The sequence below is a fragment of the Halobacteriovorax sp. RT-2-6 genome, assembly GCF_047085025.1.
Taxonomy (GTDB): domain Bacteria; phylum Bdellovibrionota; class Bacteriovoracia; order Bacteriovoracales; family Bacteriovoracaceae; genus Halobacteriovorax_A.
Genome location: NZ_JBKIYH010000001.1, coordinates 1,043,062 through 1,063,755 on the forward strand (window position 1 = coordinate 1,043,062; position 20,694 = coordinate 1,063,755).

Genomic DNA, 20,694 nt, shown 5'->3' on the forward strand with positions numbered 1-20,694 from the left:
GGAGAGAGTTAAATTACTGAAATCTCGATTGGTACCCGCGCCCCTTTTAAGTAAGAATTACAGGAGGAGATGTCATATGGTCTAAATAGAGTTAATTAAGTTGAATATTGAATAAAAAGGGACAAAGAGGGGCAAATGAAGATCTTAACACTACTTACCATTCTATTTACTCTAAATGTCACAGCAGGATGTCTTGAAGACCAAACAAGCTGTGACTACGAATTTCAAGGCTGTGTGAATTTTGCGATTCAAATGCCATATGAAAAAGATATCTCTTCAATGCTCTATCGCTGTCAGGAAAAATACTTAACAGTAATCACTTATGAACAATGTATGTCAGTGGCAGAAGAAATGATCTTCATGAGAGACAAGAATAAGGCCCGCGCAATATGTGGAACACAATTTGGTGGTGCATTTAATTTTGATCAATGCCTAGCTCATGCTGAGGCACAAGCCTATACTGAAGATATCACTCGCCTAGGACTTGAATGTTTTGAAAAACAAAAAGAAACAATCACACTAGCACAGTGCTCACAGGTTGCTGCACTTATGCACTTTATTAAAGACAAGAACTATATCAATCGATACTGCTTTGAAAAGCATTTCTAAATACAAAGCCTCCGAAAGGAGGCTTTTTTATTTTCGCACTAATTCAAGATATGCATACATTGCTCTTCGCTTGAGCTTCTTCGAAAAACCAAGAACTTCGTTGGTTGAAGAGACCCCCGCATAAATCGAAACTTTCTTTTTCTGAAAATATTTCAATGCTTCATAGTATAGCAGTTTTGAAACACCACGGCCTTGAGCATCCGGATGAACTGAAATTGACATTATATGACCTATCTTAGTTCTTGTAATACTTGGAACGATAAAACCAATTGCCTTCCCGTCCTCAACAGCAACTAACGCATCCACATCATACTTAATAAGACCATCCACAAAACCCAAAAACATCTTACGGGGAAAATTCTCACAGCGTGAAGTTGCACTAAACTTGTGAGCAAGGTACTCAATATCGACCACCTCATCTCTTAACTCTTTATTAAGTTTTACGATTTTAACATTCTTATCAAACTCATATTTTGAAAGGTACTTTAGGCCATCATCAACACTTGCCAGAAGCTCCTCTCCACGGCTTCGGCCGCCTAACTCGAGCAATTGATTATATATTTGTGACTTTACTGGAACATAGAAGTGTGCTCTTTTAATGCGTTTAACATTTTTAAACACATCCTCGACCATGTCTCTAGTTTCAAGTACAGACCATTTTGGAGCAATTTGAACATCAACTTTTATTATTCTAAGACCTATATCATTTGAAGCAAAGAACTGATAAAGGTATTTATTTTTCTTCTCATCATGACGTGTGAATTTAGAAATATCACTTAAACTCTCTCTAATATCATTTTTACGAGTTGAAGTGTATTTTTTTGGTACAGGGATGTCCTTGCTTTTGCAAAATTTCACGAGAGCAGAATTATCATATAACAAATCAAGGAGCTTTCTATTCATTAATAATCCAATAAACTTTTAATAGTTGGATGATCTACTTTTTCTAGCTCTGCCTTGATATACTTCATCGAAGTTGCAAAACTACCATCATTCCAAATGCTAGAAATATTAGCTTCTTTTTCTTCTATTAATTGTTTTGACGTTAAACCAATTTTCTCAGTTTGAATTCTTGTGATGATACCAACCAGCTCACCTGTTTCACGATCAACTAATGGAGATCCTGAATCACCACCTGAAGAATCACAACCTGTAGCAATTGAATAAACCTTATCAAGCTTTCTTACTCTATCATCTCCAAAAATAATCTGACAGTCATGAGAATTCTCGTAACGTGCTAGTCCAAGTTTCTCATTATCAAAGAAACCAAATCCGACAGTAGTTAGAGGAGTTCCCTCAACGGCAACTTTATCAAAATTTAACTTCACAGGTGTTACAGTTTCCATAAGAATTGATTCTTTATCCTCCATGTCGATTGAAACAATCGAAAAATCTAAATCATCACTATAGAAAACAAGCTCTTTTGCTTTTAAAGAAAATTTTGGTCCGGCAATAAAATGAAAAAGCATATCTTTAAAGTTTTCACGATCAATAACATGGGCAGCAGTAGCAACAAGGTGCTCTCCTGCAAAATGGCCGAGATAAAAAGCTGTACCAACATTCTTCAGTGTTAATTTATTGGCAGTATTTACTACGCCGAGTCCAGTGATTAAGATTGAGCTCTTTAGTGCTTCTACATCTGGCGAATCATTTCCACTAATATGAGTACGATTCCATTCATCACCAATAATATACTCTTTAATATTTAGATCTCTTCTCTGATTCGAAAGTACATATTTAAGATAAACGCTTGGGTAATTAATATTTTCGTAGAGCTTAATAATAGCTTGATAAACTGACCTTGAAGAACAAGTACGCTCGATGCGATTAACTTTAGTTACATAAGCTCTAATATATTCTTGTCTTAAATCCATGAGATTCGTTATATATACACCGTCATCACTCATATTCTTAGTGATGCTTGTAATTTCGGCCAGAGAGCTTCTTTCTTGCTCCTCACTACACAATTGTGCTTGAGTATTGAAAGTGATTAAGAATAAAATTAGAATAATTGGTAAATTAAAGCGCATTTTCTATTAGACCTTTTTTAGCGTTTAGTTTCTTTTTAGTTAAACGAATTAGACGATTTAAGGAGATATATCTCTCCTTTCCTTTACGCATACAAAGTTCATTACTTTCACTAGCAATTTCAATAACGGCATTGCGAACTTCTTCATATGAATAATTTGAATTCTTATATTTACGATTGACTCGTTTTACAAATGTATAGAACAGATTATTGTCACGACTATATTTATTCTCTTGTAACTCAAGTACTTCTTCTTCGATTTTAGAATCTATATCCTGATTAGCAATTTCTTCTTCAGAGAGCTCAGACATTTTTAAAATAATATATGTTCCAATAATTCCTTTTTCATTTTGTAAAAGATCAAAGAAAGAAGCAACAGCAGTAATTCCAAGAACAATTGGGATAGAGAATGGAACAAACGCCACAATAAATACAGCAATAGGATGACCAACAACTTTTGCTAACCAGTAGTAACCTTTTAACTTATATACCCAATCTTTATCTGTCTGATTACTTGACTGGTCTTTAGGATAGAATGTCTCAATTTTATCTTTATAGGCGTCCATACACTGATATTCAAAAGTGTTTGCCTGGGCAGTACTCCATAAAATCGAAATACATAAGAATAGGGTTTTAAGTATTTTCATCATATTTGTAGAAAAGAGAATAAATGAATTTTTTATAAAATACTTAAGTATTGAAATAAGTATCTCGGTGTTCAGGTAGTATACACCTCCACACTTACCAATAATATTAACCACTTAGACTCAATCTATATTTAAACATTCTTTAATCCAATCTAATTATCTCAATACCGAAAAAACCATTGTGGAAAATAAACTTAACTTAGACATTCTACTAGAAAATATTGATGGCATTGCCTATCGCTGCTTAAATGATAAACAGTGGACAATGCTATTTATGACTTCAGGAGTAGAAAGGATTCTTGGGTATAAACCTGAAGAATTAATCAATAACAATGAATTATCGTTCGCTGATATCTACCACCCTGATGATGCTCTTAGAGTTTGGAATGAAGTCCAACTTGCTATTGAAAATCACACATTCTTTACCATTGAATATCGAGTTAAACATAAGAAAGGTCATTATATTTATGTGTGGGAGCAAGGCATCGGTATTTATGAAAATGGCAACCTAATTGCTATTGAAGGCTATATTTGTGATATCACAATTAAAAAACTTACAGAAATGGAGCTAATGGAGATCGTTGAAAAGCAAGCAAAAGAACTTCTTAAGAAAAAAGAAGGTGAAATTGAAAGAGCGAACTTTCAACGCATTTTAGAGCTCACAAAAGGAATGGCCCATGAATTAAAAAATCCTCTTACATTGACATTAAATTCTTACCAAATACTTAGAGCTGAGATTTTCAGAAAAGAGCGTCGTCCAGAGAGAATTGATATGCTCCTGTCTGTTATGAAAGATGCCAATACTCGAATAAATGATATCGTAGAAACAATTGATTTAACTTTTCGTTCCGTATCTAATATCAAAGAAATTTTCAATGTAAGTAAACTAATCGAAAAAAGTTTAACTATCGATTATAAGCAAGAAATAAAAGAACAAAATATACACTTATCAATTTCCGAAGAAACCTCTAACTATAACCTATTCATAACCGGGCAAAACTTTATTCAAGCTCTAAAAAACATAATAAAAAACTCAATCAATGCACTTCAAGAGAGTAGTAAAAACAACAAGAGAGAAATAAGTATAAATATCGAAATTGATAATAACAATCAATCGTTATTACTTAAAATTAAAGATACGGGAATAGGCATCTCACAAGAATATGTAAAAAGTGTCACTCTCCCCTTTTATTCTGCAACCTCACAAAAAACGAGTGGTGGATTGGGGCTGGCAATTGCAAAATTCTTACTACATAACGATAAAATTGATATTTCATTTAAAAGCGATATTGGTAATTGGACAGAAGTTACTTTAAGTATTCCAAAGGAAAGGTGGAGGCATAGCGATGGCGATTAATATACTCTTTGTTGATGATGAAGAAGCTCTACTTGAACTTATCGAAATGATATATGAAGAAGATGTTCTAGCAGGAAAGCTAAGTACACAATTTGCATTATCAGGAAAGGAAGCTCTTACAAAACTAGCGAGTGATAAAGGTATAGACATAACTGTACTCGTCACCGATATAAATATGCCTGACATGAATGGTATAGAACTTGTAAAAGAAGTTAAAAAGAAATATCCACATATCATCATCTATATGATGTCTGCTTATGGCGATCAAAAAACACTAGAAGAAGTGAGTGAACTTGATATTAAGCACTACTTTAATAAGCCTGTGGACTTTAGTGAACTAAAATCAACTATTGAACAAGATCTAAGCTAAACATGTAGAAGATAAATATTGCAATCAGTTCTTTTCATTATATCTAAAGTAACACTACCAAGTGAAAGGTGTTCAAAAATATAATGCTGTGGTTTTAAAACCACAAGATCTGACTTTACTTCTTTAAGTAACTCTTCAAGACGACGTGCTGGTTCAGCATTGAGAATCATCTTTAATGTATAGCTCGCTTCAACACCTTGTTTCTTTAACAGTGCCTGTGCCTTTTGAAGCTCATCCTCGGCCCCCTTATGAAGCTCAGACATCTCATTAGAAAGGACTTCTCGAGGAAATGGCCCATCAGGGAATACTTCCAAATTATAGCTCACAAAATTAATTGGAACGATACAATCCATATGAACTTTAGCGTTGTTACATTTTGCAAGATTTGCAACTTTTGCCAAATCATCTTCATCAATTGACTCATAAGGAATAAGATAAGTTATTTTTTTAAATGTATCGACTCCAGATTTATTGATAAGAACATCCTTATTCAAATTAAAAAGAGATTTTTCTGCAAATGTATTGAGAAAGAATCGATGTAGGTCACCGTGATGACTGGCACCGACAGACAGGACCTCCATTTCAGGGTCTTCCTTCAAATGCTCAATTCCTTCATTTATTGATCCCTCGAAGTTTTCAAAATCAATATCTTCTTTATCAATATCAAGACGTCCAAGGGTTGCGTTCACCATCTCTAAAGATGTTTCTTCAATTCTCTTTTTCCAAATAGGATCTTCAATTCGACGCGATAGGGCCGAAGACGTGTGAAACTGTTTTTCTATCTGAGGAGAAATTGTATCGATATGGTAGAGAGAAGGTTTTAATCCTAGGGCCTTAGCAAAATTAAAACCTGAACGAATATTTTTTTCAGAACCTTCATGAAGGTCTGAGCAGATAACCAGTTTTTTCATGCTGCCTCCAAGTATATATTATTTGGCAAATGGATTTAATAAAACTTAAATTAACTCTATATATTCAAAGATTGGACTGCTATCACTTGTACTTTAGAGCCAGTTAACTTGGCGCTAGACTTGCTATGATAATACTCATGAAGTTGATGAATACTAAAAATCACATCCTTAGCGTGATGTACGTCTTATTATTATGTCTAATTCTTGGTCAGAAGTCTACATATTGTGCAATTATTGACAATAATAGCGAGGACAATATCTACGCTTCCCAAAAAGACAAAGAGCGTTTTGAGATAAAGAATCTAGTTAACGAGACGGGATTTGATTATGGGATAGACCTCAGTGATCAAGACCTAGAAGAAATTGCTGAGAGTGTTGGAAAATTTAAAATTTCTACACTAAGCTTTTCAAAAAGTCGCTTTAATCGTGAAGGTGCCATCGAGTGGTATCATAATATTCGTAACGTTAGTAAAGTATTTTACAACGTTATAACTGATCATAAACACTACAATGAGCATACTGCGGTTAGAGCTTCAATAAATATGGCCCATCAGCTTGTTTCATGGTGGATAACTCGAACAAATTACACCCTAGTACATGAAGTTGCTCATGGTGAGGCAATAAAAGAATTCGGCGGAAAAGATATCAAGCTATGGGTTGGAAACGACTCTTTTGATAGTGTTGGTGCATTCTATCTAGCATTCATGTCAACATATAATCGAGGTGCTATTAGCTACACAGTAGATACATTAAGTCCTGAGCAAGAAGCAGCTATTTCAGCAGCTGGCATTAACTCACAACTGCGTTTAGCAGAAGAGATTGCAGAAGAAAGTATTATTAATCGCAGGTTTGATCAAAGTGATGCCCTTCACTATATATTGAATAAAGTCATCTCGACAGTTTACTATCAATACGATCCAAATTCGAATATGAGTGACCTCGCCCACTACGCGCAAGCACTTCATCAGCAAGGAATCATCCATGCAGATGAAATTGATTCTACAAAAGAGTATATCTCGAATATTTCTTTCTTAGCGACACTCTTATCAGGTAGAACCTGGGAGGCCGTAAACGCTTTTAGTGACGAAATTATGTTAAATAAACACTACACTGACACGTATGCATTCAAAACACCAGTGGGCGAAGTAACATGGCCAGAATTAGCAGCATTCCTAAACAATAAAGGAGTTAGTGGAAAAATCTCAGCGAGCCTTCTAACAGAATCTCGCATGACATATCACTTTTCATTTGAAACACCACTAATTGGAGAAACAGCTAACGAAGTAGGTTTAGGATTTACATATAAGTCAGATAGTTGGCAAACAACAGTTAAGACATATTTTAACGATCAAGATGGCCGTGGTGCTACAATTAGATCTCAATACGATGTTGGAAGAAAAAATGGATTTTCTTTCTTTGCTGAGGCCAAGGCCGAAAATGGTACACTTAACCAAAGAAGGCATCAATACAGCCTAACAGGACAAGAAAGTAACGAATTTGAAACTAGTTTTAATATTGGGGTTGAATACCGTTTCTAAGAACGATAGAAATTTACAACGCGTCCCTTTTGCTTGCGGCTTTGATGAGATTCTAACTTCTCAAGGCCAGCAAGATTGTCCAGTGCATTCAGCATAATTTCATCCCAACCAGAAATAAATAGCAGATAAAACTTGGCCCCAGAATCAATTAGATCCTTAAAGTGAGCAATAAGCCTTGGAACGTTATCTGTACCAACTGAATCGTAGAGATAGTAAACATCACGGCCGGCAAAAGCCTGAGGATTTTCTAGGAAATCACAAGTTTCAAATTTAACATTATCTAGTTTAAAATAGCTAGCAACTGATTTTGTGAACTCGACTCTTTCCTCAACTAACTCAAGACCTAGATAATCAAGCTTCTTATCCATCATTAAGGCTATATAGAGCAAAGCACGTCCTGTTCCAGAACCAAGATCACATACACTTTTTATATCACTTCTAGAATTGATAAAACTAATCAAGAGATCAAGATCATCATAGCAGGCCGTATAAACGTGATAATTTTCTCCAAAGATAACATTATCATCGTCACCATTACACTCATTCCCCTCTTCATATTCTTCAGGATAAAGATGTTCAATATCTATAATACGAAGAAGCCTGTCATAAATTAAATCACGGAAACTTGGATCAAACTCACCACGAGCAATAATTTTTTTAACAGATTTGAAGATCTCGGTCATGAGTGGGAACTCAATATTATCAAAGAACCTCTCTCTTAAAACAAGAGCATCTCGACTATTGACCTGACAAATCTTATTTAAAAACTTGCTTTGTTGATCGATCGGTCCTGCTAGAACCTTTTTCCATTTTTTATCGGCTTTTTGAAAGAACATATTTTCAAACTAGCACTTATTTTTGGATGAGTTAACTAAAACTTTTGAAGAAACACTTAAACATTGAAATTATTCACTGTATTTCAAGTTCTAAGTTCAGGATAGCGTTCACTCATTAAATTAATGAGTTTATCGAAATCCACAGGTTTTTCAAAATAATCGAGGGCACCTAGCTCTTTTGCCTTATTTCTGTATGCGTTACTTGAATAGCCTGAAATCATTATCGTATCGATATTTGGAAATCTATGATTAACTTCTTTTAATAATTCAAAACCATCAATACCAGGCATATTGATGTCTGTTAATATCAAAATAATATCCTGACCATCTTCACTCTCCAAAATCTCTAAAGCATGGGCACCAGAAGTTGAAAAAGAAAGAAGCATTTTATTGGCCTTAACCCAGTCTTCAAAAATATGCTCAAAGATGAATAGCACATCCTCTTCATCATCAACTAAAAGTACATGAACCCTAATCACGAAATCTCCTTAGGAAAACGAATCTTAAAAATTGTAAACTCGCCTTCTTTTGACTCGACAAAAATCTCACCATTATTCTTCTCTATAATCGATTGTATGATAGGCATACCAAGCCCAGAACCTTCCCTTCCTGACTTTGTCGTAAAAAATGGCTCAAAGATATTATTTAGGAATTTTTTTGGAATCCCTTCACCGTTATCTTTAATTTCGATTAGTATATAATGATCTTGATCAAAGGTTTGAACAGACAACAAGGCCTGACCATCTATATTCTTAAACTTCTTATCTAGAGAATATATTGAGTTTTCGAAAAGATTTAAAAAGACTGATTGAATATCATTAGTGAATACATGTAAATCTTCACTTGTATTTAGAGAGTATTCAAATTTGAGATCAACACCATCCGTTTTCAATGAAGAAGCATGATAGGCATACTTGAAAGACTCTTCAATAAGCTTATGTAATGAATACTTTTTCTTTCCATTAACCCTGGTATCCAACATAACATCTAGGATATTTTTAATTCTTAAGCTATGGGTTGAAATTATATCAAGCGCTTTACTCAAATCTTTTGAAACTTTACTATCATCACCACTCAAGCGCTCATTAAGAACCGTAGCAACCTTACTTGCATTTAAAATGAGATTTAGAGGATTCCTAATTTCATGAGCAATGCCTGTAGTTAATCTACCAAGCGCGGCCAACTTTTCTTGTTGAAGCATTGTCTCATGAGACTTTTTTATGAATTCTTCTTTCTCACTTACTTCTTTTTCAATAATCTCATTTAAGTCAGCAATTTTTTGATTTGCGTTCATCATAGCAAGCTCGACACCGATGCGACTTGCAAATAAATCAACAGCTGTTGCCACAAAAGTAGGATCTTTTATGGGAATTGTACTCAATAGAACAATCAAGCCGAGAAAATCGCCAGAAGGAAGTAAGACAGGAGCACCAATATAAGCGTCGACCTCCATATTCTGAAGCATTAGATCTTGTGGATAGTCTACGCATACATTCTCAGGATGCATGCAAACTCGTTTCCCCGTAATTACATCATGACAAGGAGTACCCTCAAGATCATATTCTAAATTATCAATAAATTGCCCATTAGATATAGCAAAATCTGTAAGAATAATATTGGGATCACCTTCTTTAGGGCGACCGACAAAAATAAAATCAATCTCTAGATAGGTAGCAATATTCTTTAAGAGACTCTTTATGTAATCTGCACCACTTAAGTGCTGATTTATATTATAAATCTCTTTAATAATTTTAATTTTATCTTTCTCATCCATTAGGCTTACCATGACGCCTCACTTTATTAACGATATTTCATTATAAAAGAAATGCATAAGACATGGGTTTAAGAAATCTAAAGAAAAGTTTGGATGATATTAGCGCCTTCGACGACCTTTGTATCGTTTCTTGGCCTTAGATTTAGATAAAGGATAATCATGATGAAATGGATGATCTAATACTTGAGAAATATTCTTTCCAATAAGCTTTTGAACATTACGAAGAAAAGGCAAATCTTTTTCACTACATAATGATAGTGCCACCCCCTCTCTTCCGGCCCTTGCTGTTCGTCCGATACGGTGAACATAGTATGTTGCATCTTCCGGCATATTATAATTAATAACAAGATCTACATCATTGATATCAATACCTCGAGAAGCAATGTCGGTTGCCACAAGAACTCGAATGGCACCAGAAGTAAAGTCTTCAATCGCCTTATTCCTCTGTCCTTGCGTTAAATTACTATGAATCTCCCCAACACTAACATCGCTGCGTGCAAGAAGTTCAACAACTTCAGAAACAGCATACTTGGCCTTACAAAAAATTATAATTCGCGATTTTGTTTTATCCTCTAATAAACTTAAAAGGAGATAATTCTTATTTTCTGCCAATGTAAAATAAACAGATTGTTCAATCTTATCTACTGTTGAAGATTGCGCAGCGACTTCAACTTTTACAGGTTTATTTAATATTTGATTTGCTAGTGTCTCGATTTCTTTTGGCATAGTCGCTGAGAATAGAACTGTCTGATGTATACTTGGAAGCCTACTCGCTATATCAACAACACCTTCATAAAATCCCATATCAAGCATCATATCCGCTTCATCAAGGACAAAGGTTTCAACTTGGGATAATTTAATGAATCCTTGCTCCATTAAGTCGATAAATCGCCCAGGAGTTGCTACGACAATATCGACGCCTTCATTTAGAGCAACTATTTGCGGGGCACTACTGACCCCGCCCATGATAACAGTCGAACGAACGTCGCCCTTTTTTGAAAAGGAGAGAATACTTTCGTTAATTTGAGTTACCAGCTCTCTCGTTGGGGCAAGAATAATAGCACGACAATGATTAGGCATAAGCTTTACTTCATTTGAGATGAATTTTTCAATCATTGGTAAAGAAAAAGCCGCGGTTTTCCCAGTTCCCGTTTGTGCGATTCCTAATAAATCACGGCCTTCAAGTAAAGTGGGTATCGACTTCTCTTGTATAGGAGTAGGTTTAACATGGCCAATATCAACAAGTGCATCTTGAATACATTTGCTTAGCTTAAAAGAATTAAAATCTACCATAGAGATTTATCTCGCATTTCACTCTTCTTGAAGAAATAGATTATTTAGAAACAGCTCTTGATTTTCGAGCAGGTACAACTTCTTGTTCATCAACGACATGACCATTTTCATAGAAGTATCTAAGAACACCTGTCTCTTTTGTTGAAGGCCTATAAACGCGGCCGTCAGCTGTCGTACACTCTGACTCAGAAGCGTTTGGCTCACAGAAGACTTGGTGTTTGATTGATTCTGTCAGTCCACCGTACTCTTTTTGTATTTCTTTACATTGAGGATCTTTAGTTGGTGCAAGTTTCCCACCTTTATAAACAAACCCACACTTATTAGAAAAATTCACACCATTGATAGTTTGTGTGACGGAGTTAACTCTCCCCTCATTGTCGTATGTGAATTTTGTCCTGACTTTATCAACTGTTTCCTCTAAGAGATAGTCACCGCTTTTCCAATTTGCAATTTTAAATGAGTACTTAGGATGAACCTCGCCATTGTCGGCCACACAACTAAATGTCGTTGTCTTATTCTTACCATTCACTTCGGTAAGCTTGTAGAGATAACCAGATGGACACTTTTGCGAGTGTTTATAATGATCGACCTCATTTCTAGCAGTGACTGATGTGGAAGTTATTAAGATAAGAAGAATACTTAGTTTTTTCATAAGTACTTTATCGGTTCAAAATTCAACTTACTTTAGTATTTTAGTCAATCATCTTAGTAAATATATGAAATTATTAAGTTTTAAAAAATTATGTAACAAAAGATGCTAATGCTTCGAAAGACTAGAAAACATAACTAATAAACCTGATAAGAGGAAGAAAATGAAACAAATATTATTAATTGGTCTAGTATTATTCACATCCTGCAAAACGACAAGGCCACCATTATCCGAGTTTTTTGGAGAGAGCTTAAATAAGCTCACTTATTTTGGTGAGAATAAACCAAAAGAAGAAGTTATCTCCTTAGGGCAAAAGCTTTTTTATGACACGCGCTTAAGTAAGGATGGGACTGTTAGCTGTTCAAGATGTCACCTACCACAGCTACACTTCTCTGATGGCCTTCAAAAGTCTAGAGGGACAAAAGATCGTTCTGCTCCTAGAAATGCACAAACGTTAATAAATACTGCAGGTCAAATCTCACAACATTGGGATGGAAATAGACAAGATGTTGAGGAGCAAGCAGCAAAGTCATTCTTTATCAAAGTCCCTTTTGACCTTGATAATGAAGAGCACTTAAAAGAGAAGTTAATTAGCAATAATTATGCTCAAGATTTCTTTAAAGCATTTAATGTAAAACTAGAAAGTGAAGATGCGAAGTCTCTTGTTAACTTATCTGCAAAAGCTATTGGTGCATTTGAGAGAACACTTGTTGGGCCATCTCGTTTTGATGATTATCTTGATGGAAATGTTAAGCGTCTGACAGTACAGGAAGAGAGAGGACTTAAGAAATTCATCGATTATGGCTGTATTGGATGTCATAGTGGTCAACTTGTTGGTGGTGAGATGTATCAGAAATTTGGAGTTGTTGAAGATCCTTACAAGTATACAAAATCCGAAAAAAGGGACCTAGGCCGTTATAATTTTACAAAGAATGAAGATGATAAAGAGTTCTTTAAGGTTCCACCGCTTAGAAATGTAACTAAGACTGCTCCATATTTTCACGATGGAAGTGTTGCAAATCTTGACCAGGCCGTCTACATCATGGGTAAGGTTCAGCTTGGAATCGATATTGCAAAACAAGATCGTGACGATATTATCGCTTTTCTATCTACTCTTGAAACAAAAGAAGAGATTATGAAGCAATTATCGGAAATACCAAGTTTGCCTTAACTTAGTTATTCTTTCCAATTTGGATTGATTTTACTAGTGAGAACATGGTCTTGCCAGCTTCCTGCAATCATAAGGTAGTTTCTAGCAATGCCATGTTCTTCAAATCCAAGGGATTTAAGAACTTTACTACTTCGAATATTTTCAGGAATATAATTGGCCTCAACTCGATGAAAATTTAGTTCATTAAACATATAATTGATCCCACAAGAAAGTGCTTCGTTCATATATCCAAAGCCTTGAAACTTCTCACCTAATTTATAACCAACACGACAATTCTGAAAAGGTCCACGCTCAAGTGTTGTGAAGTTAACCATACCTATTAATTCACCACTTTCTTTCAAAAAAATATTGAATCGAACCGATGTCTTATTTTGAAACTCATCTTTGGCATCTTGAATCTTCTTTGCCCAGTAATCTAACATGAAAAAGTCATCGGGTTTCTTGGGATCCCATGGAGCAAGATGGTTTTCATTATTTTTGTAAAATTCAAGAGTGGCAACTTCATCACCAAGTTCAGGAATTGCTAAAAGAAGTCTTTGTGTTTCAATTTTCATTAATAAAATATAAACGAAACAAAAACTCATGACAACGAAGTCCTAATATTTCTTAAGTTCTTACTTTACCAAACTTGCTTTGAGAAAATTTCAATTTTTCAATAATCTATACTCATGAATGAGTTAATTAAAAATCATCAAGATCGATTTATCGCTCAAAATACTGGCCTATCAGAAGAAGTGATCGATGCTTATTACCGAATTCCTAGACATCTTTTCATCTCTAAATTTAAGGATTATCCAGATAACTGGGTCGACTTAGATGATGATAATTTGGAGCGCTACCTTCCTCTACTCTATGCCGACCACCCACTGGCGATATTTGGCAACCAAGAAGTTGTCTCAACAATTTCTCAACCTTCTTTCGTTCTAACAATCCTCGATTTATTAAATTTGGAGCCAGGTCAAAAAGTCTTTGAACTTGGCTGTGGAAGTGGATGGAATGCTGCCTTGATGGGACATATTGTAGGAAGAGAAGGAAAAGTTATAAGTGTTGAAATTATTCCAGAACTAGTTAAGAGGGCCAGAATATCATTAGATAAAATGGGCATTAAAAATGTAAAAGTAATTGAAGGAGATGGAACAAAGGGCTTCCTTGAAGATGCTCCTTATGACAAAGCAATCTTTACGGCCGGAGCTTATGATCTACCTAGTGTTTTTCATAAACAATTAAGAGATGATGCTACTCTCGTTTTTGTTCTGAAAGGAAGTCTTGAGGCGGATGTGTTATACGTATTAAAAAAAGATGATGTAGAAGGGTGCTTTATTTCAACCAAAGCAATTGCCTGTAGCTTTGTACCAGTCATAACGAGTTCAAAGCATAAAGTTTCAGAATTTAATCTTTCGATGGCCCTAAATCATACTCTTAAAATCTATCCAAATATAAAGGAAGTGGATATCCCCTGCCATCACATGATGAAACAACACGATTCTCTTTTTGTGTGGGTATAAATATTTTATTAAGCGACTTCTTTGGAAATAATTACTTTTGTACCACGACCTAGCTCTGAAACAAATCTTACATTAAGAGCTAACTCGCGACATACTTTTCTGATGATAAAAAGGCCAAGGCCTCGCCCTTGTTCACCATGAGTTCCAAGAGTACTTTTAAAGAGTTTATCCTCATTTCTATTAATTTCGTTAACAAGACCTGAATCAATCCCGATACCACTATCTTTACATGAAAGGAAGAACTCGTTATCAGTCATTTCAATTCGAAAACAAACCTCAGAATCTTCAGGCGAAAATTTAATTGCATTTTGTAGGATATTACCCAAGATACTATCTTTAAAGGCCTCTTTATTGGTTCTGATAGTAAAGCTCTTATCAATCTCTGATTCAATTCTTAACTTAATATTCTTCGCTACTGATTGATCTTGGTATTCAAAAATTAATTCTTCTAATAAGTCCCAAACAACAACATCAGTCATCAAAAATGAGCTAGAATTATCATCAACCACATTTCGTGTATTTTCAATTATTCCCTTAACCGACTTATAATAGATATCTAGTTTTTGACTGGCCTTTTCAATTTCGCCACGTGCGATTAATCTCTTCACATGTTCAACAATGAGCATTTTATTAGCAATATCGTGACTTATGATTCTATTGGCAAGTAGAACCTCTTTATGGGCCTCGCGGATTTTCCTTTCGGCCGTCTCAAGCTCTAAATTCTTTTTTTCAAGATCATTAGTATGTTGAAGATTTTCAATTATAAGATTCTTATAATACTTATCGAGCTTAAATAACCTTAGGATAACAATTTGGAGGGATGCAAAGATTGAAGGCGCCCCCATGTGCTCATTAACGTGATAAATTAGAATATTTTTATCTTGGCTTATTTCGACATCCCATGACATCGAATCAGACACTAGCTTTGGCAAGGCCAAGAAAACGATTCGATACATATCCACAAAAACTGGAAAAATATCTTCAGGACGATCAAAGGTCAGCTTAATATCAAATGTGGTTTTGCCTGTTTCTATTAACTCGATCTTAACTGCGTCTGTATAGAACGTCTTAAATGAGTATTTTAAGATAAAGTCACCCACAAAGCGAAAGCTGATCATTCGTGAAAGAATATCTAAGACACGTTTTACGTACTTATTAGTGAGTCCATGTTTCGTCATCGCCTCGTAAAACTTTTCATATTTATCATTTAAAGCTTCAGTAATGAGACGGTAATCATTCCACGTCATATACTTTTTTTCATCGCTAATAATGTCATAGTCATGCCCTAGATTTTCAAAGAAAACCTTTGGATCATCATTATTTTCAACGATGTAATTTATGTATGCATGGACTGCTTTATTGCTGACGTTCAAATCTTCCCCAAATTTAGTGGAATACTACCCCATAAGACTTATTTAATCTAGAGTATTGAGCAATTCTTATCTCAAGGTTAACCATATAAGTAGCTGATCTTTTAATGAAAAATTAACCAAAATTAAAACTATGAATCTGTTTTCCTGCTAATATAAATTTAGTGCTAGTTCTTGTTGGAGAATGACCACTCTGCGTACAGCATATCGTTGCGTGTGCGGCATAACAAAAAAGCCCTTCTCACTGAGTAGGGCTTTTTTATTTCATGACATGCCGAATACCTTACCTTAGAATTTCTAAATGAATTTGGCCCTCTTTGATTTTGACGGAACAATTACCTTCAAAGACACATTTACAGAATTTATTTTCTATTCAGTAGGTCCTAAGAAATTACGTCTTGGAAAGCTCCTACTATCCCCTTTTATTCTTGCTTATAAGTTAAAACTCTTATCAGGCCCAACGATGCGTGCGCTTATCGTTAGATATGCCTATTCAAGACAAAGCACCACAACTCTTAAGCACCAAGGCCAAAACTTTTCTCAATCATTTCTTCCAAAGGTTATTAGAACTAATGCACAAGAAGAGATCGATCGCCATAAGAAGCTAGGAAACAAAATTGTTATTGTGTCGGCCTCTTTGGATCTCTATCTTGCTCCTTGGTGTGAAGCTAATGGTTTTGATCTTATTTGCTCTTGCCTAGAATCTAAGGATGGCAAATATACAGGAGGCTATTACGGTGGGGACTGTACAGGCCATATGAAGGCACAAAGGGTCAAAGAGAAGTATGACCTATCTAGTTTCGATAAAATCTACGCATATGGTGATACGGCCGAGGATCAACAGCTACTAGAACTTGCTGATGAGCGCTATATGTGTTGGACGAAAATCTAAGTTTTCAGTCAATAAATTATACATACATTCAACTCTACGCTGTACTTATCCTAGCCCCCTAATCTATATTAAATAAAAACGGGTTACCTAGGAATTGTTATGATTAGAAAATACATCATCATCTTTGCTCTTTCATCATTTGCATTTGCTAGTGAAAGTGAATTAAGTGTTGCGACTAAAGAACTATGTAAGAAGATTGGTAAAAACCATGCGCAAGACACTGTTCTTTGTAACAAAATTATTAAAAATGATGGGCCTCTCGATATCAATGTAATTCCTGTCTGCTCTGAAATTGCAAACCACTCAGTATTCTATGGCATGACTTGTGTAGAAAAAGCTGCGGGTAAAAAATTTCCAAAGAATGCCACTCAAAACTGCATTAATATCGCAAAGAAAGTTAAAGAGAATTCAGTCAATGCTATTGCTTGTGTTGAAGTTTCTGTAAATAAAGAATTTGATAATAATATTTTAAAAACGTGTGATGTATTGGCAAACTACTCAACGTTTAATGGGTACCACTGCCTAAGTTACGCAGCTAATTCGAATTTTAGTGCCCCTGCTGCTGAATTTTGTACAGCAATGGCAAAAGAGACAAAAGATTTTGCAACTTATACATTTAATTGTTTGGAACTAACGGCAGATAAGAATCTATCTGAAGACGACTTGGCCCCATGTTTTGAAGAGTTACTTAATGGTGGAGAATTCGCTCCATTCAAAGCAAAAGAGTGTCTGCTACAATTTTAAGTAATTAGTAGATCGACTGCTCAGAATAAGTTGTAAATAATTCCAAAGCTTCGATACCGGCCAGAGAGTTACCAGTGGAATCTAAAGCAGGAGACCAAGTTGAGATAGACATTTCATTTGGGATAACGCCGACAATTCCACCTCCAACTCCAGACTTAGCAGGTATCCCTACTCGGTACGCAAAATCACCGACTGAGTTGTAAAGGCCACACGTCATCATTATGGCATTCATTCTCTTATTTTGGCTCTTAGTTAATATCTTTTTTCCATTCCACGGGTTTTGCCCATTTGAGCTAAAAAGCCTAAACGATCTGGCCAGATCAACGCATGACATTTCAATGGAACAAATCGTTGTATAAATATCAATTACCTTCGATACTTCATTATTGATATTGCCATAGCTTTTCATGAAGTACGTTAGCGCATAGTTTCGATTGGCAGTAGCAAGCTCTGACATTCTAACAGATTCATTAATAAAGATATTTTCGTTTCCACTTAACTCACGAATAAATTTTAAAACTTCATTTACAGGATCTTTATAGAGATCAATAAGTGTGTCGATAACAACGATTGCACCGGCATTAATAAATGGATTGCGAGGAATTCCTTCTTCGTTTTCAAGAAGAACAAGAGAATCAAAACGATTTCCAGATGGCTCTAGGCCAACACGTGACCAAAGTTTGGCGTCTAGTTTTTGATAAGCTAGAACAAGAGAAAAAACTTTAGAAATAGATTGAATAGAAAACGCTTTTTGGGCATTCCCAATAATATATTCGTGTCCATCATTAGTACAAATAGACATTCCAAATTGATTAGGATCAATCTTTCCAAGCTCTGGTATATAGTCAGCAACTTTACCTTTTCCGATAATAGGTGAAATCTCGGAATAAATCCTTTCTAAAATATCTGTATAATTCTCTTCCATGACTAGTAATATAGCTTCAAAATCTTATTTTTTTAATTTTAATTTTAAATATTATGAAACTCTTACTTACTACTTACTTAGATTTGAGAAATCAGGCATTTCATGATTCCACTTTTGATAGATTTTTTCGAGCTCTTTTGACTTTAGAAGAGTTTCCATATTCTTATCGAAGATCTTAATTAGCTCTTCAGACTTCTTTGTGCGAGCGTATCTAACATAGAGGTTCTTTGTAATAACAGGCTTCATTACGTACTTGGAAGGGTCTAGCTTTAGCGCCTTAAATTTCGGCATAATCGTATTTTTAGAATCAATGAAGAAATCAATACGTCCCTTGTCTAAAAGCCTAAGACCATTATCCGTATCCTGAAGCTCTTTCCAGTCCACCTTAGTTTTTAAATATTTGTGATAATCATAACCACGAACCCAATAAACTCTTTTACCAGCTAAACTCTTTGGGCCCTGCCAGTCTTTTAAAGTCCCCTTTTTGAAGACGACTAGTGTGTACTCAACATCGATTGGATATTGAGGGTAAATTGACTCTTTGACTGTATTGTATGCTCCAAGCATGGCATCTTTGTGATTTTCATTCACATACTTAACGGCCCTAGGCCAAGGAACGAAGGTATAGTTAACTTTGATATCAGAGAGTGAATAAGCTTTCCTAACAACTTCGAAGTAGAGGCCACTTCCATCCTTATTTGTAAAATCTTTCCATTCAGGCGTTGAGATCTCAATTGTTTTAATCTCACTTGCAATACTCAGATTAGACCATATAAAGAGAATAAGAAATTGTATTAGAAGGTGTTTTGTCTTAACCATAACAATTCAAAGGCTATATTAACCAAATAGTATTGACAAGAAGGTACGCGCCACTTTTTCAAGATATCAGTATGTTAGATGGATTAATTTAGTTTTAAAAACTTTTCGATCTTCTTTAACTTGGCCTTATCTTCACTAATTCTATCTTTAATAATGGCCTTCTTCTGTTCAAGATTCTTTTTGAAATTTTCACAAGGCTTACCCTTTTTAATAAAAGAGTCCATCCCACGTTTAATCTCACTTAGTGTAAAGCCCAATTCCTTTGCACTAGAGATAAAACGAATCTCTTTCAAGTTTATCTTTGTATAGATCTTATAACCATTAATATCTCTTTGCGGAGGTGATATTAATGAGATCTTCTCATAATAACGAATCGTATCTCTTGATAAACCACTAATATTCTCAAGTTCAGAAATATTCATATTTTCCCTTTACTGTGGAGTTACTCCATACCCTATTATAAATTCAAAGGAGCTTATATGTTAATAACTCAAGTGCGAAATGCAACAATTTTGATTAGCTACAAAGAAAATCTTATTTTAGTCGACCCAATGCTTGCTAATAAAGGCATGCTGCCACGTCTTCGTATCTTTGGTTCAAGCGTAAAGAACCCAACAGTTGAACTTCCGGAAACGTTTCATCAGCAAAAGGGACAGATCACTCATGCCTTAATTACTCATTGTCAAAAAGGGCATTTCGATCATCTTGATAGTGCCGGTAGAAAATTTTTAAGAAGAAAAAATATCGCTACATTTGCGACTCAAAAAGATGCAAAATACTTAGAGTCAAAAGGAATCAAATCATGGCCACTTGAAAAAGAAGATAAATTCTTTGATGGTTCAATTCGTCAAATTCCGGCCCAACACGTAAGAGGCTTTCTCTATCCTTTCCTTGAGCATGGAGTTGGTTATTTTATTAAATTACCAAATCAACCTTCTCTCTACCTTATGGGAGACACTGTTCTTACACCTCGAATTATTGAGTTTATCAAACAAGAACAACCTGACTATATCGTAGCGCCTACAGGAGTTGCCCAATTTGATATTGGCTCACCACTACTTCTTCCTAAGAAAGACATAAAGAAATTAATCGAGATAAGCACAGGAACAATCATTGCAAACCACATGGATGCTCTTGATCATTGCCGATTATCACGAAGGGAATTAAAGGAATTAATAGGTAAAGAAGCAAGTAAGAGAGTCATCATTCCTGAAGATGGAGAGACTATTAAACTAAATTAGGGGGGCGAAATGCC

The 20,694-nt window shown here is 35.1% G+C and carries 23 protein-coding genes; 9 read left to right on the forward strand and 14 right to left on the reverse strand.

Annotated elements, in window-relative coordinates:
- Nucleotides 1-135 precede the first annotated feature (135 nt).
- Nucleotides 136-609, forward strand: a complete 474-nt coding sequence (locus ACMAYS_RS04840; protein WP_412462850.1) for a hypothetical protein — start codon at nucleotides 136-138, stop codon at nucleotides 607-609.
- A gap of 27 nt (nucleotides 610-636) precedes the next feature.
- Here ACMAYS_RS04840 and ACMAYS_RS04845 read toward each other — a convergent pair whose 3' ends face one another.
- The 3 genes from ACMAYS_RS04845 to ACMAYS_RS04855 are packed head-to-tail and all read right to left on the reverse strand — an operon-like array spanning nucleotide 637 to nucleotide 3,288.
- Complete coding sequence (locus ACMAYS_RS04845) at nucleotides 637-1,512, reverse strand: GNAT family N-acetyltransferase (protein WP_412462851.1); 876 nt, start codon at nucleotides 1,510-1,512, stop codon at nucleotides 637-639.
- Nucleotides 1,512-2,639, reverse strand: a complete 1,128-nt coding sequence (locus ACMAYS_RS04850) for a S1 family peptidase (RefSeq protein WP_412462852.1) — start codon at nucleotides 2,637-2,639, stop codon at nucleotides 1,512-1,514. Before ACMAYS_RS04850 ends, ACMAYS_RS04845 begins: the two co-directional genes overlap by 1 nt.
- Nucleotides 2,629-3,288, reverse strand: a complete 660-nt coding sequence (locus tag ACMAYS_RS04855; RefSeq protein WP_392991227.1) for a hypothetical protein — start codon at nucleotides 3,286-3,288, stop codon at nucleotides 2,629-2,631. Before ACMAYS_RS04855 ends, ACMAYS_RS04850 begins: the two co-directional genes overlap by 11 nt.
- 178 nt (nucleotides 3,289-3,466) lie before the next feature.
- Here ACMAYS_RS04855 and ACMAYS_RS04860 point away from each other — a divergent pair, with 178 nt between their 5' ends.
- Both ACMAYS_RS04860 and ACMAYS_RS04865 read left to right on the forward strand, forming a co-directional pair.
- Nucleotides 3,467-4,642, forward strand: a complete 1,176-nt coding sequence (locus ACMAYS_RS04860) for a PAS domain-containing protein (protein WP_392991225.1) — start codon at nucleotides 3,467-3,469, stop codon at nucleotides 4,640-4,642.
- Nucleotides 4,632-5,012 carry a response regulator gene (locus tag ACMAYS_RS04865; protein ID WP_412462853.1) on the forward strand — a complete coding sequence of 127 codons (381 nt, stop codon included), beginning with the start codon at nucleotides 4,632-4,634 and terminating at the stop codon, nucleotides 5,010-5,012. The genes ACMAYS_RS04860 and ACMAYS_RS04865 overlap by 11 nt, the downstream gene beginning before the upstream one ends.
- Here the strand turns inward: ACMAYS_RS04865 and ACMAYS_RS04870 are convergent.
- Nucleotides 5,009-5,923 carry a universal stress protein gene (locus ACMAYS_RS04870; RefSeq protein WP_412462854.1) on the reverse strand — a complete coding sequence of 305 codons (915 nt, stop codon included), beginning with the start codon at nucleotides 5,921-5,923 and terminating at the stop codon, nucleotides 5,009-5,011. The genes ACMAYS_RS04865 and ACMAYS_RS04870 overlap by 4 nt on opposite strands.
- A 137-nt stretch (nucleotides 5,924-6,060) precedes the next feature.
- On the opposite strand from ACMAYS_RS04870, the gene ACMAYS_RS04875 reads away from it, so the two are divergent.
- Nucleotides 6,061-7,461 carry a hypothetical protein gene (locus ACMAYS_RS04875; RefSeq protein ID WP_412462855.1) on the forward strand — a complete coding sequence of 467 codons (1,401 nt, stop codon included), beginning with the start codon at nucleotides 6,061-6,063 and terminating at the stop codon, nucleotides 7,459-7,461.
- On the opposite strand, the gene ACMAYS_RS04880 is transcribed toward ACMAYS_RS04875, so the two are convergent.
- The 5 genes from ACMAYS_RS04880 to ACMAYS_RS04900 form a co-directional block, all read right to left on the reverse strand.
- Nucleotides 7,458-8,297: a methyltransferase domain-containing protein gene (locus tag ACMAYS_RS04880; protein WP_412462856.1), complete on the reverse strand. Its 840-nt coding sequence runs from the start codon at nucleotides 8,295-8,297 to the stop codon at nucleotides 7,458-7,460. The genes ACMAYS_RS04875 and ACMAYS_RS04880 overlap by 4 nt on opposite strands.
- Nucleotides 8,298-8,380: 83 nt before the next feature.
- Nucleotides 8,381-8,776 (reverse strand): response regulator, encoded by a 396-nt coding sequence (locus ACMAYS_RS04885; protein ID WP_392991216.1) that lies wholly within the window; start codon nucleotides 8,774-8,776, stop codon nucleotides 8,381-8,383.
- Complete coding sequence (locus ACMAYS_RS04890) at nucleotides 8,773-10,083, reverse strand: sensor histidine kinase (RefSeq protein WP_412462857.1); 1,311 nt, start codon at nucleotides 10,081-10,083, stop codon at nucleotides 8,773-8,775. The genes ACMAYS_RS04885 and ACMAYS_RS04890 overlap by 4 nt, the downstream gene beginning before the upstream one ends.
- Nucleotides 10,084-10,170: 87 nt before the next feature.
- Nucleotides 10,171-11,364: a DEAD/DEAH box helicase gene (locus ACMAYS_RS04895; protein ID WP_412462858.1), complete on the reverse strand. Its 1,194-nt coding sequence runs from the start codon at nucleotides 11,362-11,364 to the stop codon at nucleotides 10,171-10,173.
- A 40-nt stretch (nucleotides 11,365-11,404) separates the two neighbouring features.
- A complete protein-coding gene (locus ACMAYS_RS04900) occupies nucleotides 11,405-12,016 on the reverse strand; it encodes a hypothetical protein (protein WP_412462859.1) in 612 nt (203 codons plus the stop codon).
- A gap of 160 nt (nucleotides 12,017-12,176) precedes the next feature.
- Between ACMAYS_RS04900 and ACMAYS_RS04905 the strand changes: the two genes are divergently transcribed.
- The gene (locus ACMAYS_RS04905) at nucleotides 12,177-13,184 is read left to right on the forward strand and encodes a cytochrome-c peroxidase (protein WP_103216634.1); all 1,008 of its coding nucleotides are present in this window, start codon (nucleotides 12,177-12,179) and stop codon (nucleotides 13,182-13,184) included.
- Nucleotides 13,185-13,189: 5 nt separating this feature from the next.
- On the opposite strand, the gene ACMAYS_RS04910 is transcribed toward ACMAYS_RS04905, so the two are convergent.
- Nucleotides 13,190-13,738, reverse strand: a complete 549-nt coding sequence (locus ACMAYS_RS04910; RefSeq protein WP_158246771.1) for a GNAT family N-acetyltransferase — start codon at nucleotides 13,736-13,738, stop codon at nucleotides 13,190-13,192.
- A 114-nt stretch (nucleotides 13,739-13,852) separates the two neighbouring features.
- On the opposite strand from ACMAYS_RS04910, the gene ACMAYS_RS04915 reads away from it, so the two are divergent.
- The gene (locus tag ACMAYS_RS04915; RefSeq protein ID WP_412462860.1) at nucleotides 13,853-14,689 is read left to right on the forward strand and encodes a protein-L-isoaspartate O-methyltransferase family protein; all 837 of its coding nucleotides are present in this window, start codon (nucleotides 13,853-13,855) and stop codon (nucleotides 14,687-14,689) included.
- Nucleotides 14,690-14,697: 8 nt separating this feature from the next.
- On the opposite strand, the gene ACMAYS_RS04920 is transcribed toward ACMAYS_RS04915, so the two are convergent.
- A complete protein-coding gene (locus ACMAYS_RS04920) occupies nucleotides 14,698-16,062 on the reverse strand; it encodes an ATP-binding protein (RefSeq protein ID WP_412462861.1) in 1,365 nt (454 codons plus the stop codon).
- Between the two features lie 298 nt (nucleotides 16,063-16,360).
- On the opposite strand from ACMAYS_RS04920, the gene ACMAYS_RS04925 reads away from it, so the two are divergent.
- Entirely contained in the window at nucleotides 16,361-16,951 is a 591-nt protein-coding gene (locus ACMAYS_RS04925; protein ID WP_412462862.1) for an HAD-IB family hydrolase, read from the forward strand.
- A 99-nt stretch (nucleotides 16,952-17,050) separates the two neighbouring features.
- Entirely contained in the window at nucleotides 17,051-17,695 is a 645-nt protein-coding gene (locus ACMAYS_RS04930; protein ID WP_392991204.1) for a hypothetical protein, read from the forward strand.
- A gap of 4 nt (nucleotides 17,696-17,699) precedes the next feature.
- Here ACMAYS_RS04930 and ACMAYS_RS04935 read toward each other — a convergent pair whose 3' ends face one another.
- The 3 genes from ACMAYS_RS04935 to ACMAYS_RS04945 all read right to left on the reverse strand — a co-directional run bounded on the left by ACMAYS_RS04935 (nucleotide 17,700) and on the right by ACMAYS_RS04945 (nucleotide 19,861).
- Nucleotides 17,700-18,620, reverse strand: a complete 921-nt coding sequence (locus tag ACMAYS_RS04935) for a glutaminase (protein WP_103216628.1) — start codon at nucleotides 18,618-18,620, stop codon at nucleotides 17,700-17,702.
- A 69-nt stretch (nucleotides 18,621-18,689) separates the two neighbouring features.
- Nucleotides 18,690-19,439, reverse strand: coding sequence for a substrate-binding periplasmic protein (locus ACMAYS_RS04940; protein ID WP_412462863.1), 750 nt, complete (start codon nucleotides 19,437-19,439; stop codon nucleotides 18,690-18,692).
- Nucleotides 19,440-19,522: 83 nt separating this feature from the next.
- On the reverse strand, nucleotides 19,523-19,861 hold the full coding sequence (locus tag ACMAYS_RS04945; RefSeq protein ID WP_412462864.1) for a MerR family transcriptional regulator: 339 nt from the start codon (nucleotides 19,859-19,861) through the stop codon (nucleotides 19,523-19,525).
- A gap of 57 nt (nucleotides 19,862-19,918) precedes the next feature.
- On the opposite strand from ACMAYS_RS04945, the gene ACMAYS_RS04950 reads away from it, so the two are divergent.
- Nucleotides 19,919-20,680, forward strand: coding sequence for an MBL fold metallo-hydrolase (locus tag ACMAYS_RS04950; protein WP_412462865.1), 762 nt, complete (start codon nucleotides 19,919-19,921; stop codon nucleotides 20,678-20,680).
- The last annotated feature ends 14 nt before the right edge of the window (nucleotides 20,681-20,694 follow it).

Excerpts from the sequence above, each read along its gene's own strand:
- ACMAYS_RS04840 (WP_412462850.1), top strand. The coding sequence starts at position 136 with ATGAAGATCTTAACACTACTTACCATTCTATTTACTCTAAATGTCACA.
- ACMAYS_RS04845 (WP_412462851.1), bottom strand. The coding sequence starts at position 1,512 with ATGAATAGAAAGCTCCTTGATTTGTTATATGATAATTCTGCTCTCGTG.
- ACMAYS_RS04850 (WP_412462852.1), bottom strand. The coding sequence starts at position 2,639 with ATGCGCTTTAATTTACCAATTATTCTAATTTTATTCTTAATCACTTTC.
- ACMAYS_RS04855 (WP_392991227.1), bottom strand. The coding sequence starts at position 3,288 with ATGATGAAAATACTTAAAACCCTATTCTTATGTATTTCGATTTTATGG.
- ACMAYS_RS04865 (WP_412462853.1), top strand. The coding sequence starts at position 4,632 with ATGGCGATTAATATACTCTTTGTTGATGATGAAGAAGCTCTACTTGAA.
- ACMAYS_RS04870 (WP_412462854.1), bottom strand. The coding sequence starts at position 5,923 with ATGAAAAAACTGGTTATCTGCTCAGACCTTCATGAAGGTTCTGAAAAA.
- ACMAYS_RS04875 (WP_412462855.1), top strand. The coding sequence starts at position 6,061 with ATGAAGTTGATGAATACTAAAAATCACATCCTTAGCGTGATGTACGTC.
- ACMAYS_RS04880 (WP_412462856.1), bottom strand. The coding sequence starts at position 8,297 with ATGTTCTTTCAAAAAGCCGATAAAAAATGGAAAAAGGTTCTAGCAGGA.
- ACMAYS_RS04890 (WP_412462857.1), bottom strand. The coding sequence starts at position 10,083 with ATGGTAAGCCTAATGGATGAGAAAGATAAAATTAAAATTATTAAAGAG.
- ACMAYS_RS04895 (WP_412462858.1), bottom strand. The coding sequence starts at position 11,364 with ATGGTAGATTTTAATTCTTTTAAGCTAAGCAAATGTATTCAAGATGCA.
- ACMAYS_RS04900 (WP_412462859.1), bottom strand. The coding sequence starts at position 12,016 with ATGAAAAAACTAAGTATTCTTCTTATCTTAATAACTTCCACATCAGTC.
- ACMAYS_RS04905 (WP_103216634.1), top strand. The coding sequence starts at position 12,177 with ATGAAACAAATATTATTAATTGGTCTAGTATTATTCACATCCTGCAAA.
- ACMAYS_RS04910 (WP_158246771.1), bottom strand. The coding sequence starts at position 13,738 with ATGAAAATTGAAACACAAAGACTTCTTTTAGCAATTCCTGAACTTGGT.
- ACMAYS_RS04915 (WP_412462860.1), top strand. The coding sequence starts at position 13,853 with ATGAATGAGTTAATTAAAAATCATCAAGATCGATTTATCGCTCAAAAT.
- ACMAYS_RS04925 (WP_412462862.1), top strand. The coding sequence starts at position 16,361 with ATGAATTTGGCCCTCTTTGATTTTGACGGAACAATTACCTTCAAAGAC.
- ACMAYS_RS04930 (WP_392991204.1), top strand. The coding sequence starts at position 17,051 with ATGATTAGAAAATACATCATCATCTTTGCTCTTTCATCATTTGCATTT.
- ACMAYS_RS04935 (WP_103216628.1), bottom strand. The coding sequence starts at position 18,620 with ATGGAAGAGAATTATACAGATATTTTAGAAAGGATTTATTCCGAGATT.
- ACMAYS_RS04940 (WP_412462863.1), bottom strand. The coding sequence starts at position 19,439 with ATGGTTAAGACAAAACACCTTCTAATACAATTTCTTATTCTCTTTATA.
- ACMAYS_RS04945 (WP_412462864.1), bottom strand. The coding sequence starts at position 19,861 with ATGAATATTTCTGAACTTGAGAATATTAGTGGTTTATCAAGAGATACG.
- ACMAYS_RS04950 (WP_412462865.1), top strand. The coding sequence starts at position 19,919 with ATGTTAATAACTCAAGTGCGAAATGCAACAATTTTGATTAGCTACAAA.